This is a genomic window from Demequina subtropica (assembly GCF_000971235.1).
In the GTDB taxonomy this organism is placed as follows: domain Bacteria; phylum Actinomycetota; class Actinomycetes; order Actinomycetales; family Demequinaceae; genus Demequina; species Demequina subtropica.
In genome coordinates, this window is sequence record NZ_BBMB01000006.1 from 47,944 (window position 1) to 65,585 (window position 17,642).

Consider the following 17,642-nt stretch of genomic DNA (forward strand, 5'->3'; position numbering starts at 1 on the left):
CGCTACTCGACCTGCGTGACCTTGACCGTCACGTCCAGCGCCGTCGTCGATCCCGCGACCACGCCGGTGAGCGGCGGCACATCCGTGTACTCCCTCGCACGCGCGACGATCACGTGGTGGTCGCCCACCTCACGGTCGTTCGTGGGATCGAAGCCGAACCAGTCGCCCGTCCACCACTCGACCCACGCATGCGACTCGCCGGAGACGGTCTCGCCGATCTCGGCATCGCGCTTGGGGTGGAGGTAGCCCGAGACGTACCGAGCGGGGATCCCGACGGTGCGCAGCGCGCCGATCGCGAGGTGCGCGAAGTCCTGGCACACGCCGGACCTGGCCTCCCACGCGTCGCGCGCCGGGGTATGGACCGTGGTGGCTCCGGGCACGTACTTCATCTGGTCGTGGAGGTGATCGCAGATCGCGCGGGCGGCGGCGTCCGGCTGCTCCCGCCCGGCGGCCTCGCGCGCGAATGCGGCGAGCTCCTCGGTGGGCTCGGTGACCTCGCTCAGGCCCAGGTACTCGCTCAGGAGGTCCTGGAAGCGCGGGCCCGTGAGGGTGTCCCACGTCGCGCGCTCCTCGCGCGCAGCCACGCTCGCGACCTCGACGAGGCTCGAGCCCACCACGGTGAGCTCCTCGTGCGGCTGGAGCACCTCGAAGACGTTGACGGTCGCCTCCCAGTAGTCGCGGTACGTCGACCGCCACGTCACCGGCGAGACCTCGACGCGGGACTCGAGCACGCGCTGGCGCGGCAGCCACGCGGGCGTGAGGCGCGCCTCGTTGTAGGAGGACACGATCGGGCTCGCGTAGCTGAACGTGGTCCGATGCTCGACGCGCAGGGTGCTCACAGCGCCTCCTGGTTCCACAGCACGGTCGAGGCCGGCAGGAAGTAGCGGTCACGGATGAGGTCCGAGGCGGTCGCGCAGGCGCCCTGCACCTCGCGCATCTGGCCCGGGAGGTCGTCGAGGACGTCCCTCACATCGCGGTACTCGAGGTTGGTGCGGGCGCGGCCCAGCGCGAGCCGCGCGCGGTCCGAGAGCGCGCGCGAGTTCGAGGCGCCCTCGATGCGGCCGAGAGTGTCCTCGGCCTTCTGGAGGTTGTACGCGATCGAGCGCGGGAACAGGCGGTCCACCAGGAGGAACTCCGCCGCCCTCTCCTCGGTCACGAGCGCGCGGACGGTGCGCAGGTACGCCTCGTGGGCGCTGCACGAGCGCAGCAGCGTGGTCCAGTTCGGGCCCGTGGTCCCCTCGAAGTGACGCGTCATGAGCAGGCGCGCGATCATGTCGGCGCGCTCGAGCGAGCGCCCCAGCTCCATGAAGTGCCACGCATCGTCGCGCGAGGTTGTGGCCGAGTGCAGGCCCCACACCACGGCCGCCCGCTCGCGCACCCACACGAAGAACTCGTGCGGCCGCGCCGCGGAGGTCCAGCGCGGGAGCTGGTTGCGCGTCATGTTGAGCGACTCCCACACCTCGGTGGAGATCACCTCGCGGGCGCGGCGCGCGTTCTCGCGCGCCGCTCCGAGCGTCCACGCGATCGACGACGACAGCTCGGGGTCGAACGCGAGGGTCTGGAGCACGTCACGCCGCGAGACCGGAGCCTCGAACCCGCAGTTCATCACGGACAGCAGCGAGCCGTTCGCGCTCGGCTCGTCGACCCACGGGTCCTCGAGCAGCACGTTGAGGTGCACGTCGAGCAGGCGCGCGGTGTTGTCCGCGCGCTCGACGTAGCGGCCGATCCAGAAGAGGGACTCCGCGATGCGGCTCAGCATGACCCGTCCCCCTGCCTCGGCTCGCCCTGCTGCTGCTGTTGCTGCTGCTGCTGGCCGTGCTCGATGTCGTCGGGGTGGGCGGCCTGCGGCACCGCGGCGATGCCGCCGAGTTCGACGCGTGACTCGGGTGGCGGGGCGGCGCGTCCGCGCTGACGTTCTCCGCCGAGCACCCACGTGTCCTTGGACCCGCCGCCCTGGGAGGAGTTGACGATGAGCTGGCCGCGCGCGAGCGCGACGCGTGTGAGGCCGCCCGGCAGCACCCAGACGTCGTCGCCGTCGTTGATGGCGAACGGACGGAGGTCGACGTGGCGCGGCTCGAGGCCGTCGTCGGTGAGCGTCGGCACCGTGCTCAGCTGGATGACGGGCTGCGCGATCCACCCGCGGGGGTCCTCGAGGATGCGGGCGCGGGCCTCGTCGAGCTCGGAGCGCGAGGCCTTGGGGCCGATGATGACGCCCTTGCCGCCCGCGCCGTCGACAGGCTTCACCACGAGCTCGTCGAGGCGGTCCATGACCTCCTCGCGGGCCTCCTCCTCCTCGAGCCGCCAGGTGTCCACGTTGGGAAGGATCGGGTCCTCGCCCAGGTAGTACCGCGTGAGCTCGGGCATGTACGTGTAGATGAGCTTGTCGTCCGCCACGCCGTTGCCGATCGCGTTCGCGATGGTCACGTTGCCCAGGCGGGCCGCGTGGACCAGCCCGGGCGCGCCCAGCGCGGAGTCGGGGCGGAAGGTCACCGGGTCCAGGAAGTCGTCATCGACGCGGCGGTAGATGACGTCCACGCGGCGGCGCCCCGCGGTGGTGCGCATGTAGACGCGACCGTTGTGCGTCTCGAGGTCGCGGCCCTCGACCAGCTCGACGCCCATGGTGCGCGCGAGCAGCGAGTGCTCGTAGTACGCGCTGTTGAACACGCCCGGGGTGAGCACCACGATGGTGGGGTCGTCGATGTCACCAGGCGCGCATCGTGCCAAGGCGGCGCGGAGGCGCTGCGAGTACTCGAGCACCGGGCGGACACCCATCGCGCCGAACATGTCGGGGAACATCTGCGACATCGCGCGACGGTTCGACAGCACGTAGCTCACGCCGGAGGGCACGCGCACGTTGTCCTCGAGCACGCGCCAGATGCCGTGCTGATCGCGCACCAGGTCGATGCCCGACACATGCGCACGGACGCCGTTGGCCGGGTCGATGCCGGCGGCCGAGCGGTAGAAGTACTGCGAGGTCGCGATGAGGCGGCGCGGCACCAGGCCGTCGTTGACGCAGTGCTGCGAGCCGTACACGTCCGCGAGGAAGGCCTCGAGCGTGCGCACGCGCTGCGCCACGCCCGGGGAGATGATGTCCCATTCCTCGCCGCCCACCACGCGCGGGACGATGTCGAGCGGGAACGGCCGCTCCTCGCCCGCGTGGTCGAACGTGACGCCCTGTGCGAGGTAGGTCGACGCGAGCGCCTCCGCCCTCGAGTAGAGGTCGTCGCCCGACATGCGGTCGATCTCCGAGTACACGCGCCGGTAGGGGTCGCGCACCTTGCCGTCGAGATCGACGGCCTCGTCCCACGCCTGAACAGGCTGGTAGCCGGTCCACGGTGTGTGCTGATCGGCGGTCATAACGTCACCATAGCGACGGCATGTTTCTCAAGGGTCACGGACACGTGTCGGGTCGCGATCACGCCCCTGTCGCGCACGCCCCTCGCCTGCTACGTTCGCGCCATGGCCTACCCGCGCAACCTGCTCGCTCCCGACGAGGAGATCGTCGTCGACGCCCGCCCCCACTGGAAGGCGCTCATCGGCGCCGTGCTGTCCGCGGTCCTCGCGATCGCGGTGATCGGCCTCGCGTGGTGGTGGGTCGCGTCGGTCGAGTACGCGGACCTCGCGGAGACGAGCATCGGCGTCGCCGCCGGCGTGGTCGCGGCCGTGCTCATCGGCTGGCTCTCGCTCGCGCCGTTCATCCGCTGGTCCACCACGCACTTCGTCATCACGGACCGGCGCGTGATCTTCCGCACGGGGGTGCTCACCAAGTCCGGGATCGACATCCCGCTCGCGCGCGTCAACACGGTGCAGTTCCGGCACGGCCTGATCGACCGCATGTTCCGCACGGGCACGCTCATCATCGAGTCGGCGTCGGACGACCCCCTCGAGTTCGACGACATCCCGAACGTCGAGAAGGTCCACGCGCTGCTGTACCACGAGCTCCTCGACGAGCTCGACGGCGACGACGAGCCCCGCAACTCCAGCACCGCCTGATCCCTTGTCGCGCCGCATCTGCGGCGTTAGCCTCGGCCTCATGCCGCATCTGCGTATCTCCGAGGCCGCCGCGCTCGTCGGCGTGAGCGACGACACCATCCGCCGCTGGATCGAGGCCGAACAGGTCCCCACCCTCCGGGACGATGCGGGACGCACCGTGGTCGACGGCGTGGACGTCGCCGCCTACGCGTCGCGCGCGTCCGCGCCCGACGACCCGACGGACGTCGCGCGCTCGGCGCGGAACCGCTTCACCGGGATCGTCACGCGCGTGCTCGTCGACGGGGTGATGGCGCAGGTGGACCTCCAGTGCGGCAGGCACCGCGTGGTGTCGCTCATGAGCGCCGAGGCCGCACGCGAGCTCGGCCTCGAGCCCGGCTCGGTGGCCACCGCGGTGGTCAAGGCGACCACCGTCATCGTCGAGACGCCGGGCGCCCGGGCATGAGGCTCCGCGCCCTCGCCGCGCTCGGCGTCGCGTGCGCCGCGGCCCTCTCCGCGTGCGCCGCCGACGCGGCCGAGGGCGACACGCTCACCGTGCTCGCGGCGGCCTCGCTCGCGGAGGTGCTCGAGCCCATCGCGGCGAGCTTCGAGGACGAGCATCCCGGGGTCGACGTGATCGCCTCCTACGCCGGGTCGTCGGACCTGGCCGCGCAGATCCTCGAGGGCGCACCCGCGGACGTGTTCGCGTCCGCCGACGAGGCGACCATGGACAAGGTGGCCGACCTGGTCACGGGGACGCCCGTGGTCTTCGCGACGAACACGCTCACGATCGCCGTGCCCTCGGGCAACCCCGCGGTCGTGGCGACGCTGGCCGACCTCGCCGACCCCGGCATCGTCTCCGTGATCTGCGCCCCGCAGGTGCCGTGCGGCACAGCGACGGCGAGCCTCGCGGCGCTCGCCGGGGTGACGCTCACGCCCGCCTCGGAGGAGGCGAACGTCACCGACGTCCTGGGCAAGGTCGCGTCCGGCCAGGCCGATGCGGGCATCGTCTACGTCACCGACGTCGCCCGGTCCGAGGGCGTCGAGGCCGTGCCGATCGAGGGAGCCGAGGCGGTGGTCAACCGCTACCCCGCCGCCGCATTGGCCTCCTCCGACACGCCCGAGCTCGCGACGGCGTTCGTCGACCACCTGTCCGGCGAGGCGGCGCGCGAGGCGCTCGCCGCCGCAGGGTTCGGGATACCGTGAGCGGGCCGCGCTGGCTGGTGCCGCTCGCGCTGCTCGGGGCCCTCCTGGTCGCCGCGCCGCTGGTCGGGCTCATGGCGCGCGCGAGCTGGGGCGAGCTGTGGACGCTCATCACGGCGCCCGAGTCCCTCGAGGCGCTCGCGCTGAGCCTGCGCACCGCGGTCGCCTCGACCGCGCTCGTCATCGTGCTCGGGGTGCCGCTCGGCTTCGCGCTGCGAGCCGTGCACGGCCGCGTCCGCGCCGCATTGCGCGCCGTCCTGCTCGCCCCGCTCGTGCTGCCGCCCGTGGTCGGCGGCCTCGCGCTGCTCTACGCGTTCGGCCGCCGCGGACTCATCGGCGCGCCGCTCGAGGACGCCGGGATCTCGGTCGCGTACACGACCGCGGCGGTGGTGCTCGCCCAGACGTTCGTGGCCATGCCCTTCATGGTCGTGTCGATCGAGTCGGCGCTCGCCGCGCGCGGCGAGAGGCGCGAGGCGATCGCCGCGACGCTCGGCGCGTCGCGCACGCGGATCCTGGCGAGGATCACGCTGCCCGCGCTGGGCCCGGCCCTCGCGACGGGCGCGGTGCTCGCGTTCGCGCGCGCCCTCGGGGAGTTCGGGGCGACCCTCACGTTCGCCGGCTCGCTCGCCGGGGTGACGCGGACCGCGCCGCTCGAGATCTACCTCGCACGCGAGACCGACCCGGACGCCGCGGTGGCCCTGTCGCTCGTGCTGCTCGTGGTCGCGGTCGCGGTGGTCGCGATCGCGTACCGGCCCGCGGCCATGCGAGGCGTCCGATGAGGCTCGAGGCGCGCGTCGCGGTCCTCGCGCGCGGCGTCGACGCGACGGTGTCCGTGGGCGCCGGGCGGACGCTCGCGGTGCTCGGCCCCAACGGAGCCGGGAAGTCGACCGTGCTGGAGGCGCTCGCGGACGTCACCCGACCCGACCGCGCGAGCGTCACGCTCGACGGGCGTGAGCTCGCCGGGCCGCGGCGGCGCACCGCGGTGCCGGCCCGCCGGCGCGGGATCGTGCTGCTGTCGCAGGACGATGCGCTGTTCCCCATGAGCGTGCTCGACAACGTGGCGTTCGGGCCTCGGTCGGCGAGGCGCGGCGACGCCCTCGCGATCGCGCGCGAGCAGCTCGCGCGCGTGGGCTGCGAGGACCTCGCGGAGCGCCGTCCGGGGGAGCTCTCGGGCGGTCAGGCGCGGCGGGTCGCGATCGCACGAGCGCTCGCCGCCGAGCCGCGCGTGCTCCTGCTCGACGAGCCCTTCGCCGGGCTCGACGTCGAGGCCGCATCGTCCATCCGGGCGCTTCTGCGGACCCTCCTCGCGGACGTCACCACCGTGCTCACCACCCACGACGCGCTCGACGCCCACACGCTCGCGGACGACGTCGCGGTGATGGAGTCGGGCCGGGTGGTCGAGCATGGGACGGCTGCGGACGTGCTGGCGCGGCCGCGCACGCGCTTCGCGGCGAGGATGGCCGGCCGGGTGCTGATCGAGGGCACGATGCGCGGCGGGAGGCTCGCGCTCGACGGCGGATCGAGCGTGCCGGTCGAGGGCGGGCCCGGGGCGGGCTCGCGCGCGGCGATCGCGGTCCACCCGGCGGCGATCCCGGTCGCGCTCGACTCGCCCGCGCGCGCCGGCGCCCACGCGTGGGTGATCGACGAGGTCCTCGCCCTCGAGCCCCGGGGCGATCATGTGCGGGCCCACGGCGCGGTGGTCTCGGCGGACGTCGACCCGGCCCTCGCCGCCACGCTCGCCGTGGGGACGCGCCTCTGGTGCGGCGTGCCGCGCGGCATGCCCGCCTACGCGCTGTGACAGGGCGCGCTCACGACGCGCCCCGCCGACGTGCCAGCGCGACGCAACCGCGACGAAACAGCGGGTTCGTACACTGACCGCATGTCCCCCGTCCTCGCCGGCGTGAGCATCGCCGTCATCACCGTCTCCGACCGCTCCGCCGCGGGCGCGCGGGACGATGCGACCGGCCCCGTGCTCGCGGACCGCCTCGCGGCTGCCGGGGCCGACGTCATGAGGTCCCTGGTACCCGACGAGGTCGAGGAGATCCGCCACGCCGTGGCCGGTGCCGTGGCCGCGGGCGCACGGGCGGTGGTGACCACGGGCGGGACCGGGATCGGGCCGCGCGACGTCACGCCCGAGGCGACGGCGCCGCTGCTCGCGCGGGAGCTGCCCGGGATCCCCGAGCTGCTGCGTCAGCGCGACGCCCACCTCACGCCGGCGGTCGCGCTGTCTCGCGGGCGCGCGGGCGTCACGGCGGGCCCCGCTCCGGCGCTGGTGATCAACCTCCCGGGCTCCGTCCGCGCGGTGGAGTCCGCGCTGGCGGTGCTGCCCGCGCTGATCGCACATGCCGTCGCGCAGCTCGACGGGGGCGACCACTGATGCCGGCGATCGCCACGGTCTCGGACGCCCCGCTCTCGCTCGACGCCCACGTGGCGGCGGTGACCGGCCCCGCGCACGGCGCCGTCGCGACCTTCGTAGGGCTGGTGCGCGACCATGATCCATCGGTCGAGGGCGAGGTCGTGGCGCTCGAGTACTCGGCCCACCCCGACGCGGCCGCCGTGGTCGCGCGCATCGTCGCCGAGGTCGAGGCAGCCCACGGCGCGGCGCTCGCGCTCACGCACCGCGTGGGGCTGCTGGGCGTGGGAGAGCCCGCGATCGTCGCGGCAGCCGCCTCCGCGCATCGTGCCGAGGCCTTCGCGGCGTGCCGCGAGGCCGTTGAGCGCGTCAAGGCGGAGGTCCCGGTGTGGAAGCGCGAGGTGCTCGCGGACGGGTCGCACACGTGGGTGGGGATCGCGTGACCGGGGCCGCGAACCCGGGGCTGGTCGACCGCTACGGGCGCGTGCATCGTGACCTGCGGATCTCGCTCACCGACCGCTGCTCGCTGCGCTGCACGTACTGCATGCCCGCGGACGGCGTGCCGTGGCTCGCCTCCTCGACGCTGCTGTCGACCGACGAGCTGGTGAGGCTCGCGAGCGTCGCGGTGTCGCTCGGCGTGCGCGAGGTCCGGCTCACCGGTGGCGAGCCGCTGCTCCGGCCCGATGTGGTCGAGGTGGTCGCCGCGCTCGCGTCGATCACGACGCCGGAGGGGCCGCTGGACCTCTCGCTCACCACGAACGCGCTGAGGCTCCCTGCGCTCGCCGCGCCGCTGCGGGATGCGGGCCTCGCGCGGGTGAACATCTCGCTCGACACCCTCCAGCGCGGACGGTTCCTCGAGCTCACGCGCCGCGACCGGCTCGCCGACACGCTCGCGGGGATCGAGGCCGCGCGTGCCGTGGGCTTCTCCCCCGTGAAGCTCAACGCGTTGATCATGCGCGGGGTCAACGACGACGAGATCGCGGACCTCGTGTCCTTCGCCGTCGAGCGCGGACTGGAGATGCGCTTCATCGAGCACATGCCGCTCGACGGCGGGCACACCTGGCGACGCGAGGAGATGGTGACGGGCGAGGAGATCCTCGGCGCCGTCGCCGCGCGGTACGCGCTCGAGCCGCTCGGGCATGACGGAGCGGCGCCCGCCTCGCTGTTCCGCATCGCGGGGACCTCCGCGACGGTCGGGGTCATCGCATCCGTGACGCGCGCGTTCTGCGACCGCTGCGACCGCGTGCGGCTCACCGCAGACGGTCAGTTCCGCAACTGCCTGTTCGCGCATGACGAGTCCGACCTGCGCTCGCTCCTGCGCGACGGTGCGGACGATGCACGGCTGGCCGCGGCGATGCAGGCGTGCGTCGCGGTCAAGCGGCCGGGGCACGGGATCGACGACCCCTCCTTCGTTCAGCCCTCTCGGCCCATGAGCGCGATCGGGGGCTGACCTCCCTGCTACGTCGGCCCGACAGGCTGGCGCAGGATGGTGCGGAGCTTCTCCGGCGCGACCTTGCGGAAGTCGCTGAGGTAGATCTCGTGGTGACGTCCGGTCATGCGCAGGCCCTGGTCCGCGATCTGCGCATGCATGCGCTCGAGGAGCGGGCCCTCGTCGTCGAAGGAGCCCAGGTGGAGGGTCTGGAGGCAGCGGCCCTCCTCGAGGGCCGCCAGGCGCACGTCGGCCAGGCGCGCCGGGGCACCCTTCGCCCCGGCCGCGGCGATCGCCCGCTCGACCAGCGCATCGTCCACCCAGTCCGGCTGGCGGATCATGAGGGTCCAGTCCCACGCGGACTTGTCGCGGCGCGTCGTGAAGGACTCGTGGTCCGCCGCGGACCACAGGCCCTCGAGCGGCATCACGACGTAGTCGCGGCCCAGCTCCTGCTTGGACGCGAACTTGGCCTTGTAGGCGACGGGGAACAGCGCCTCGATGGCCAGCGCGAACGCGCCCGACGTGTTGGGGTCGCCGTGGCCGTCGACCATGAGGTACCGCGCGCGCTCCACGGTGAGCGCGCGGATCTCGCCACGTCTCGCCTGGTAGGAGTCGAGCTTCTTCTTGAGATCGACCTTGTCGGGCATGGCGGCACCTCCTGGGACCGAGTCTGGCACGGGCCCAGGAGGTGCCGGGTCTGGGTGCGGGCGCGACCTACGCGTCGACCGAGTGGCGAGCGCCCACCTGGTACTCGTCGGCGTTCGCGAACATCTCCGCGACCGTGATGGGGCTCCGGCCCGTCACCGCGGTGAAGTCCAGCGAGCACACGGCCATCTTGCCCAGGCGGATCGCCTCGCCGAAGGTCACCATGCCCTCGGACGAGAACGGCGCCTCCGAGTCCTCGAGGAAGTCCCCGTCGGTGGTGCGAGGCACGCCCATGGCGTCGAAGACCTCGTACTGCTCGTCGTCCGTGAGGGCGCGCCAGCCCAGCGAGTTGCCCGTGGCCTCGTTGCCGTGCCGGCAGAACTGCTCCATCGTCATCGCCTCGGCGCCGTTGATGTTCAGCGCGAGGTGGTGGAGGTACGGGTTGGCGAGGACGTGCGCGGCGGCGCGCGCGCAGTCCTTGCGGGAGATGAAGGCCATGCGGCCGTCGCCGGCGTTGTTCGCCATCGCACCCATGGGGATCGAGCCGAAGTACGCCGTGATCATGGCCTCGGCGTACTGGGAGTTGCGCAGGAAGACGTAGTCGAGCTCCGTGGCCTGGATGTAGGCCTCGGTCCAGGCGTGGTCGATCTTCTCGATGCTGGGGTTCTCGGGGTCGGTCGCGTTGACCAGCGACGTGTAGACCACCTGACGGACGTTCGTGGCGACGCACGCGTCGACGGCGTTCCGGTGCGCGGCACGCCGCTTGGGGCCGACGAACGGCATCGAGATGATGAGGACCTTGTCCGCGCCCTGGAAGGCGTCCACGAGCCCGGCGGGATCGTTGAAGTTGGTGACGGCGGTCTCGATGCCGGCAGCCGCGTAGGGGGCGAGGGCCTCGGGCGTGGGTGCGGTGACCTTGATGCGGTCGGCGGGGACCAGCTCCCGGAGGACCTCGGCGGCGAACCCGCCGAAGTTGCCGTCGACGCCGCAGATGACGAGCTTGCCCATGGGATGACCTCCGTTGATCGTGTGGCCACGATGTTGACATCTGTCCAATTGCGGGGCGTGGTCCGATGGTCCCGGGGGCGCGGGGGCCCGCTCTGCGCCTGGTCGGGGGCCCGCTCGGGGGGCCGCTCGGGGGTGGGCGCACCGCCCGCCGAGCGGTGCACGAGCGTAGGATTGACGGTGCGAAACGGCCCACCGAGAGGGGGTGATTCAGGGAAAGCAGCTCCTGTCCATCACTTCCAGAGGAGGACCGATCATGAAGAAGCTGCTAGCACTGCCGCTGGTGGCCTGCGCCCTGGTCATGGGCGCTCCGCCGGCCCTGGCGGGACCGCCTGAGGCGGCCGAGGGCGAGTGGAACTACGTCGTGGACCCGGCTTCGGTCACGGCCAGGACCGCGGGGAACAACACGTTCATCACCGCGGCCGAGGACGCCGTCTTCACGGGCACTTTCGAGGGGACGTCGTACGACACCTTCTCCCTCATCTGCCACCAGAAGGCTCCGGATGTCGTCGACATCAACGTCAAGGGCGACATCTACTTCACCGGTGACGTCATGGACCAGAGCGGCACCTTGACCATGAGGTTCGTGGGCAAGATGACCTCGACCAACTGCGGCCCCGCCGAGGGCGCCACATGGACTGGTACCTGGACGATCATCGATGGCGGAGGCGGCCTCGCCGACCTCCACGGCCACGGCACCTGGACCGGCCCCGCGTACTTCCTCGACTACGCAGGCAAGGTCCACTTCGACTGACCCCCGCATCCGCGGGATCCGGCTCGCTCGGGCGCAGGTCCTCGGAGCGCCGCTCACGGCGCTCGCGCCCAGCGGGCCCTCGCCATGCCCGGCGAAAGGCGTGGGGATGCCTGGCGCTTGCGACGACCGGCAGGGCGCCGCGCGCGAGTCCTCCCTAGACTGGAGGGACAGCAAGGAAGCGTGGATCTGTGTCCAGTGCACCGGCACCCGCACACGGCGAGTCCTTTCATGGCCGCCGCGAGGGCCTCGCGCAGCCTCGGCTGCTCCGAGGCGAGGACTACGTCGCCGACGCGACCCGCCGCATCCACGACGCCAAGCGGCGCGTGCTGCTCACGACCCTGACGATCGCGCACGACCACCGCACCGACGACCTCATCGACTCGCTCGTGTGGGCGGCGCGGCGTGGGGTCGCGGTGTCGGTCGCGGCCGACGTCTTCACCTATGCGGATGCCGCCGGCACGTTCCTGCCCACCGGGTATCGCACCAAGGCGTGGCGCACCTCGGACAGCCTGGCCTCGAAGCTCATCCGCGAGGGCGTGCGGTTCTCCTGGCTGGGCCGCGAGAAGGGGCTGCCGTGGCGGGGCCGGACGCACACCAAGTTCTGCGTGGTCGACGACACCGCCTACGCGTTCGGCGGGGTGAACCTGGACCGCAAGGGAGTCGAGAACACCGACTTCATGCTCCGCATCGCCGACGCGCGGCTCGCCGACGACCTGGAGACGGTGTACCACCAGATCCAGCACATGAACGCGCACGAGCGCGGGCACGAGTCCGTCGAGTACCGGTACGGCACCGACCACGTGCTGGTGGACGGTGGCATCCCCGGCGACTCGCTCATCTACCGCCGGGCGCTGTCGCTCGCGCGGCAGGCGGACCGGGTGCTGCTCGTGTCCCAGTACTGCCCCACCGGGGAGCTCGGAAAGGTCATCGGCGAACGCGAGAACGAGCTGTGGTTCAACCCTCCGCGCAACGCCAGCCCTGCGAACCGGGTGCTCATCGCCTCCTCGATGCTCTGGACCGGCCATCGCTCGATGTACACGAGGAAGCACTACCTGCATGCCAAGGCGATCGTCTTCTTCCGCGACGACGCCTCGCGCGTGGCGATCACGGGGTCGCACAACTTCGTGGAGGGCGGTGTGCGCCTCGGGACGCGCGAGATCGCGATCGAGACTCGGAACCCGGAGACGATCGCGCAGATCCTGGAGTTCCACGCACTCGACGTCCGGGGCGACGGCTGAAGGATTCGCCGGGGACGGCGCTCTCGGCTCCCGGGCACCCGACTCTCGGCGTCGCGGCTCCCGACCGCCCGCGCGAGCGATGTCCCCAGGCCGGGAAGCGGCGGCGTTTTCCACATCTACCAGGGTGGATATCTGGGGTGAGTGTCAGACCCGGGTGGTTGAGTGGTGTCATGACCTTCCCGGTAGAGGCGATCGACACGGCGCGTGAGGAGCTCGCGCCGTTCGAGGACCGTGACCTGGGGGCGCTGTCGGAGGCCGAGCTGGCGGCCGTGCTGGAGATGACGGCGCGGTTCGCACGCCTGGCCGCCCTGCCGCATGCGGCGGTGGCTGCCGAGGTCGCCCGCCGGTCCGACAGCGCGAAGGGCGGGGGCATGGCGCGCAAGCACGGGCATAGGAACGCGCATCAGATGGTCGCGAAGGGGCAGGGCGGCACGGGCGGGCAGGCGCTCGATGCGATCGTGACCGGCGGCCTGCTTGGCGGGACCGCGGGTAGTGGTGGGGACGAGGCGGGACCTGGCTTGGGCACGGACGGCGCGGGCGCGGACGGTGGGGACGCGGGCGGTGGGGACGCGGTGCGCGCGCCGGTCGCGGCGGCGGTGCTGGCCGGCGACATCTCCGCCGCGCAGGCCCGGCTGCTGTGCGACACGCTGGCCGCGCTCGACGGCGCGGACGCGCGCCTCGCCGCGAGGCTCGTCGCGAAGGCGGTCAAGCTGCCGCTGGTGGACCTGTCCAAGGTCTGCGCGGACGTGAAGGCCCGCTGGGACGCCGGCGAGGTCGAGGCCCGCGAGAAGCGCCAGCGCGGTGAGAGGTTCCTGTCGTTCACCGAGGGCGCGGATGGGATGGTGACCCTGTACGGCAAGCTCGACCCCGCCTCGGCGGCACCGATCAAGACGCTGCTGGACGCGCAGGTGTCGGCCGCGTTCGCCAAGCGTCGCAACGACCGCGAAGGTCCCGCCCCCGCCGGCGAGGCCGGACGGATCCGCCTCGACGCCCTGGTGGACCTCGCACGCCATGGGATGCGCTGCACTCAGGCGGGCACCAAGGCCTCCACCACGGTCGTGGTCCGCATCGACGAGCAGGCACTCAGGACCGGGGTCGGGTTGGGCTGGTGCGACGCGCTGTCGACCCCGCTGTCGGCCGGACAGGTCCGCCGCCTGGCCGTGGACGCACAACTGCTGCCCGTCATGCTCGGCACCGGCTCCCAAGCCCTCGACGTGGGCTACGCCCTACGGTTCTTCACCCCCGCCCAACGGATCGCGTTGGCCGAACGTGACGGCGGGTGCGCGTTCTGCCACGTCCCGGTCTCGTTCTGCGACGCCCACCACATCGTCGAGGTCTCCCGCGGCGGCCGCACCGACCTGTCCAACGGGGTCCTGCTCTGCACGAAGTGTCACCACCGCATCCACGACGAGCACTGGCAGGTCCGCGCCACCGCCACCGAGGTGTGGTTCATCCCACCCGCCAACGTCGATCCCACCCGCGCCCCAAGGCTCGGTGGCAAAGCCGCCCTCCACGTCGACCTGCCCCAACGCGCACCCGCCACCGCCAGCCCGCCCGGCTGACCACCACGCCCCGACGGCGCCACCACACCCGGTGAGCGCCCCCGAGGCACGCCCGAGCGCAGGAGGCACCCCGCCCCAACGGCGCCCACCCCCACGGCGGGCGCCACGCCAGCATGCCCCGGTGAGGATGCCCGAAAGGGGCCGGGGCAACAGGCGAGCACCTACGCCACGGTTGACCGGCGCTCACGACAGCCGGAAGCCGGCAGCGCCGCTCAGCCGCCGGCGAACGGCGGCAGCACGTCGACGAGGTCTCCGGCCTCGAGCACCGCATCGTCCTCGAGCCTCTCCCCCGCCCGCAACAGGGCGCACTGGGCGATCACCCGGGGCGCGTCGGCGCCACGCTCGGACAGGTCCCGCCGAAGCGACCCGACGGACCCCACCGCGACCGCATCGATCGCCAGCTCCTCGGCACCGCACGCCTCGGCGGCCGCCGCGAACAGGCGGACCGCGATCACTCGGCCACCCAGGTCGCCGCGAGCGCCGAGACCTTGTCGCACTCGGGCCCGAGGTCGTCTCCTGCGGCCGCACGCCTGCCCGCCGCGTACCCGACGAGGAACGTCGACAAGGGCGCGGCCGGCCGCACCACGGAGTGCGCCGCGTCGCGCGCCACATCGAGCAGCGCCTGGACGTCCACATCCGCGATATCGAGCTCGAGCTCGTCGACAAGCGCGGCCACCCAGCGCTCGAGGTTGCTCTCCGTCATCCCAGCCGCTCCTTCCAGAACTGCGCGTCGTCCCAGGTATCGAGATCCTTGGCCAGCCCGTCGGCGTCGTCGACCTCGCGCATCGGCAGGCCCGCGACCAGCCTACGCAGCGATAGGCCCGTCGTGTCGCCGCCGCAACGGCCCGCGAGCGCGTCGGTCGGATAGGCGGCGAGCAGATACTGCGGCACGCCCTCGGCGTCGACGATCCACGCGCCGACGCCGCTCGACGCATCGGCGGCCCCCACCACCAGCGGCACCGCCTCCGTCGCACGCGGGGTGTCCACCCCGAGCACCACCGTGAGGCCCGCCGGCTCCCGGTCGATGGCGAGCGAGGCGAGACCTGCCGCGAGCGCCGCCGCCGGACCCGACCCCGGCGGATCCTCCACCGTCCAGCGCAGACCGTCCCGGCGCGGCCCGCCCACGACCACCACCGCCTCGGCACCCGCGACGGCCTCCACGGCGCGGTCGAGCAGCGACCGCCCGCCGACCACCAGATCCGGCTTCGACTCGCCGCCCAGCCGCGAGCCGCGCCCGCCGGCGACGATCACCGCATCCCAACGCGCGGCAGGCGACAGGGGCGTCATCGGCGCCTCAATCCTCGCCGCGCCGCCACGACCCCGACTTGCCGCCCTCCTTGGCGAGGAGCCGGATGTCGCGGATGGTCGTGCCCTTGTCCAGCGCCTTCACCATGTCGACGATGTTGAGCGCCGAGACTGACACCGCCGTGAAGGCCTCCATCTCGACCCCCGTGCGGTCGGCGGTGGAGACGGTGGCGACGATCCGCACCCCCTCGTCCTCGACCGTCACCTCGACCACGGCCCCGTGGACGCCGATCACGTGAGCGAGCGGCAGGAGCTCGGGCGTGCGCTTCGCCGCGGCGATGCCCGCGATCCGGGCCAGCGCGAGCGCATCGCCCTTGGGCACCGTGCCATCCCGGAGCGCCTCCACCACGTGCGGCGCGCACGCCACGAAGCCGGACGCGGCGGCGCTGCGCACCGTCGGCTGCTTGCGCGTGACGTCGACCATGCGGACCTCGCCGCGCGCGTCGAGATGGGTGAACGATGCCGGGGCGGCGGGGCCGGACCCGGCGTCGGCGGGCGTGGGGACAGTCATACGGTGAACCTCCTGACGGCGACGATATCGCCCGCGGCGACCGCGTCGGCATCGGCGCGGACCCGCGCGAGCCCGTCGGCGACCGCCAGCCGGGCCACCAGGTGCGAGCCCGAACCGCCGGACGTGGCCGGCCGTACCCCGCCCTCCACGAACACCACCGGCATCACCTGCTCCCGTCCGGGCGGGCAGCGCCACCCCTCGACCGCACGCGTGGGCTCCCACGCCGGCTCCGGCAGACCGAGCATCGCCCTCACGGCGGGCGCCACGAACACCTCGACACAGGCCGCGACGGCCACGGGGTTCCCCGGCAGGCACACCACCGGCACTCCCCCGACCCGCCCGAGGCCCTGCGGCTTCCCTGGCTGGATCGCGACCGTGAGGAACGAGACGCCGGCGGGCGCGAGGCCCTCCTTGACAGGGTCGTGGTCGCCCACGCTCGCGCCTCCCGTGGTCACCACGAGGTCCGCGGAGGCGCCGGACACCGCTGCCAGCACGTCCTCACCGCGGTCGCCGACGGTGCCCAGGTCGACCGGCTCGGCGCCGAGCGACGCGAGCGCCGCCGCGAGATACATGGCGTTGGACTCGAAGATCTGGCCCGGGCCGAGCGTCCCGCCGGGGGCCACCAGCTCGTCCCCGGTGACCAGGAAGGCGACCCGCGGCCGCCGCGTCACGAGCACCTGCGCGACGCCGCACGACGCCGCCGCCGCCAGGTGCCGCGGACGCAGCTCGACCCCGGCGGGCACCACGACCGACCCCGGCGCCGCGTCCTCGCCCCGGCGGCGGATGTGCGCACCGGGCGCCGCGGGCGCGTCGACCAGCACCGAGGTCGCGGTGGCCGCAACGAGTTCTTGCGGGATCACCGCATCGGCCCCCGCGGGCACCGGCGCCCCCGTCATGATCCGCACCGCCGTGCCGGGCCCGAGCGTGTCGGCGTACGGATGCCCCGCCGCCGACTCCCCCACCACCTCGAGCCCGATCGGCGCGGCCTCCGAGGCCACCGAGACGTCCGCCACCCTGACCGCGTAGCCGTCCATCGCCGAGTTGTCGAACGGCGGGATCGCGCCGGCCGCACGGACATCGTCGCCGAGCACCCGGCCGAGCGCCACGCCCAGCGGCACCGCCTCGAACTCCGGCTCGCGCACCAGCGCCAGCACCTGCGCGAGGTGCTCCGCCGCGCTACGCACGCGCCCCGCCCCGGGCCGGCGCGCCCACCGGCAGCGACCGCCACGCGCCGTCCCGCGCGTCGACCACCTGCAGCACCCCGCTCAGCCCGCGACCCGCCCCCGTGAGGGCCACGACCGCCTGCGAGGCCATCGCCGCACCCACCTGTCCGCACAAGGGCCCGAGGACGCCGCCCGCATCGCACACGCCGAAGTCCGGCGCGGGCTCCGTGGGGAAGATGTCGCGCAGCGTCGCTCCGCCGGCGAACACCGTGACCTGGCCGAACCAGCCCTGCACCGCGCCCCACACGAGCGGGATCCCGAGCTCCGCGCAGGCGTCCGCGACCGCGAGCCTCGACGGCCACGTGTCGGTGCAGTCCAGCACCAGGTCGTGCCCGGCGAGCAGCGACGATGCGGGCGTGGTTGTCCCGGGAGGCGCGGCAGGACCCGACTCACGAGGACTGAGCGTCCCGACGGTGGGGGCGGCGGGGGCGGTGGTGGCGGCGGG

The 17,642-nt window shown here is 73.2% G+C and carries 22 protein-coding genes; 11 read left to right on the top strand and 11 right to left on the bottom strand.

From position 1 onward, the window contains the following. Positions 1-2: 2 nt before the first annotated feature. Genes AOM06_RS06200 through AOM06_RS06210 form a run of 3 tightly spaced genes read right to left on the bottom strand, consistent with a single transcriptional unit; the run spans position 3 to position 3,357 of the window. Complete coding sequence (locus tag AOM06_RS06200; RefSeq protein WP_062303887.1) at positions 3-839, bottom strand: transglutaminase family protein; 837 nt, start codon at positions 837-839, stop codon at positions 3-5. Beyond that, positions 836-1,759 carry an alpha-E domain-containing protein gene (locus tag AOM06_RS06205; protein ID WP_062303888.1) on the bottom strand — a complete coding sequence of 308 codons (924 nt, stop codon included), beginning with the start codon at positions 1,757-1,759 and terminating at the stop codon, positions 836-838. Before AOM06_RS06205 ends, AOM06_RS06200 begins: the two co-directional genes overlap by 4 nt. Continuing rightward, positions 1,753-3,357: a circularly permuted type 2 ATP-grasp protein gene (locus AOM06_RS06210; protein ID WP_062303889.1), complete on the bottom strand. Its 1,605-nt coding sequence runs from the start codon at positions 3,355-3,357 to the stop codon at positions 1,753-1,755. Before AOM06_RS06210 ends, AOM06_RS06205 begins: the two co-directional genes overlap by 7 nt. 102 nt (positions 3,358-3,459) lie before the next feature. On the opposite strand from AOM06_RS06210, the gene AOM06_RS06215 reads away from it, so the two are divergent. From AOM06_RS06215 to moaA, 8 genes are all read left to right on the top strand, one after another. After that, complete coding sequence (locus tag AOM06_RS06215) at positions 3,460-3,993, top strand: PH domain-containing protein (protein WP_062303890.1); 534 nt, start codon at positions 3,460-3,462, stop codon at positions 3,991-3,993. A 40-nt stretch (positions 3,994-4,033) separates the two neighbouring features. After that, positions 4,034-4,435, top strand: coding sequence for a TOBE domain-containing protein (locus AOM06_RS06220; RefSeq protein ID WP_062303891.1), 402 nt, complete (start codon positions 4,034-4,036; stop codon positions 4,433-4,435). Further along, a complete protein-coding gene (gene modA / locus AOM06_RS06225; RefSeq protein ID WP_062303892.1) occupies positions 4,432-5,175 on the top strand; it encodes a molybdate ABC transporter substrate-binding protein in 744 nt (247 codons plus the stop codon). The genes AOM06_RS06220 and modA overlap by 4 nt, the downstream gene beginning before the upstream one ends. Then, positions 5,172-5,951, top strand: coding sequence for an ABC transporter permease (locus AOM06_RS06230; protein ID WP_062303893.1), 780 nt, complete (start codon positions 5,172-5,174; stop codon positions 5,949-5,951). Before modA ends, AOM06_RS06230 begins: the two co-directional genes overlap by 4 nt. Then, on the top strand, positions 5,948-6,970 hold the full coding sequence (locus AOM06_RS06235; protein WP_062303894.1) for an ABC transporter ATP-binding protein: 1,023 nt from the start codon (positions 5,948-5,950) through the stop codon (positions 6,968-6,970). Before AOM06_RS06230 ends, AOM06_RS06235 begins: the two co-directional genes overlap by 4 nt. An 81-nt stretch (positions 6,971-7,051) precedes the next feature. Beyond that, positions 7,052-7,549, top strand: a complete 498-nt coding sequence (locus tag AOM06_RS06240; protein ID WP_062303895.1) for a MogA/MoaB family molybdenum cofactor biosynthesis protein — start codon at positions 7,052-7,054, stop codon at positions 7,547-7,549. Further along, positions 7,549-7,968: a molybdenum cofactor biosynthesis protein MoaE gene (locus AOM06_RS06245; RefSeq protein WP_062303896.1), complete on the top strand. Its 420-nt coding sequence runs from the start codon at positions 7,549-7,551 to the stop codon at positions 7,966-7,968. The genes AOM06_RS06240 and AOM06_RS06245 overlap by 1 nt, the downstream gene beginning before the upstream one ends. Next, on the top strand, positions 7,965-8,975 hold the full coding sequence (gene moaA, locus AOM06_RS06250; protein ID WP_369401398.1) for a GTP 3',8-cyclase MoaA: 1,011 nt from the start codon (positions 7,965-7,967) through the stop codon (positions 8,973-8,975). The genes AOM06_RS06245 and moaA overlap by 4 nt, the downstream gene beginning before the upstream one ends. An 8-nt stretch (positions 8,976-8,983) precedes the next feature. Here the strand turns inward: moaA and AOM06_RS06255 are convergent, their stop codons facing one another. After that, positions 8,984-9,601 carry a GyrI-like domain-containing protein gene (locus tag AOM06_RS06255; protein ID WP_062303898.1) on the bottom strand — a complete coding sequence of 206 codons (618 nt, stop codon included), beginning with the start codon at positions 9,599-9,601 and terminating at the stop codon, positions 8,984-8,986. A 67-nt stretch (positions 9,602-9,668) separates the two neighbouring features. Then, positions 9,669-10,607, bottom strand: coding sequence for an NAD(P)H-binding protein (locus tag AOM06_RS06260; RefSeq protein ID WP_062303899.1), 939 nt, complete (start codon positions 10,605-10,607; stop codon positions 9,669-9,671). A 253-nt stretch (positions 10,608-10,860) separates the two neighbouring features. On the opposite strand from AOM06_RS06260, the gene AOM06_RS06265 reads away from it, so the two are divergent. From AOM06_RS06265 to AOM06_RS06275, 3 genes are all read left to right on the top strand, one after another. Further along, positions 10,861-11,358, top strand: a complete 498-nt coding sequence (locus tag AOM06_RS06265) for a hypothetical protein (RefSeq protein ID WP_062303900.1) — start codon at positions 10,861-10,863, stop codon at positions 11,356-11,358. A gap of 188 nt (positions 11,359-11,546) precedes the next feature. Further along, complete coding sequence (locus AOM06_RS06270) at positions 11,547-12,596, top strand: phospholipase D-like domain-containing protein (RefSeq protein WP_062303901.1); 1,050 nt, start codon at positions 11,547-11,549, stop codon at positions 12,594-12,596. A 170-nt stretch (positions 12,597-12,766) separates the two neighbouring features. Then, complete coding sequence (locus AOM06_RS06275) at positions 12,767-14,158, top strand: HNH endonuclease signature motif containing protein (protein WP_062303902.1); 1,392 nt, start codon at positions 12,767-12,769, stop codon at positions 14,156-14,158. A gap of 212 nt (positions 14,159-14,370) precedes the next feature. Here AOM06_RS06275 and AOM06_RS06280 read toward each other — a convergent pair whose 3' ends face one another. The 6 genes from AOM06_RS06280 to AOM06_RS06305 form a co-directional block, all read right to left on the bottom strand. Beyond that, positions 14,371-14,613, bottom strand: a complete 243-nt coding sequence (locus AOM06_RS06280) for a MoaD/ThiS family protein (protein WP_062303903.1) — start codon at positions 14,611-14,613, stop codon at positions 14,371-14,373. Then, positions 14,610-14,861, bottom strand: coding sequence for a DUF6457 domain-containing protein (locus AOM06_RS06285; protein WP_062303904.1), 252 nt, complete (start codon positions 14,859-14,861; stop codon positions 14,610-14,612). The genes AOM06_RS06280 and AOM06_RS06285 overlap by 4 nt, the downstream gene beginning before the upstream one ends. Next, complete coding sequence (gene mobA / locus AOM06_RS06290) at positions 14,858-15,445, bottom strand: molybdenum cofactor guanylyltransferase (RefSeq protein WP_062303905.1); 588 nt, start codon at positions 15,443-15,445, stop codon at positions 14,858-14,860. The genes AOM06_RS06285 and mobA overlap by 4 nt, the downstream gene beginning before the upstream one ends. Before the next feature lie 7 nt (positions 15,446-15,452). Continuing rightward, positions 15,453-15,974 (bottom strand): cyclic pyranopterin monophosphate synthase MoaC, encoded by a 522-nt coding sequence (gene moaC / locus AOM06_RS06295; protein WP_062303906.1) that lies wholly within the window; start codon positions 15,972-15,974, stop codon positions 15,453-15,455. Beyond that, positions 15,971-17,158 (bottom strand): molybdopterin molybdotransferase MoeA, encoded by a 1,188-nt coding sequence (locus AOM06_RS06300; protein WP_062303907.1) that lies wholly within the window; start codon positions 17,156-17,158, stop codon positions 15,971-15,973. Before AOM06_RS06300 ends, moaC begins: the two co-directional genes overlap by 4 nt. Continuing rightward, positions 17,151-17,642 (bottom strand): HesA/MoeB/ThiF family protein (locus AOM06_RS06305; RefSeq protein WP_174447465.1); only part of this gene is annotated, 492 nt, incomplete at its 5' end. The genes AOM06_RS06305 and AOM06_RS06300, both read right to left, overlap by 8 nt.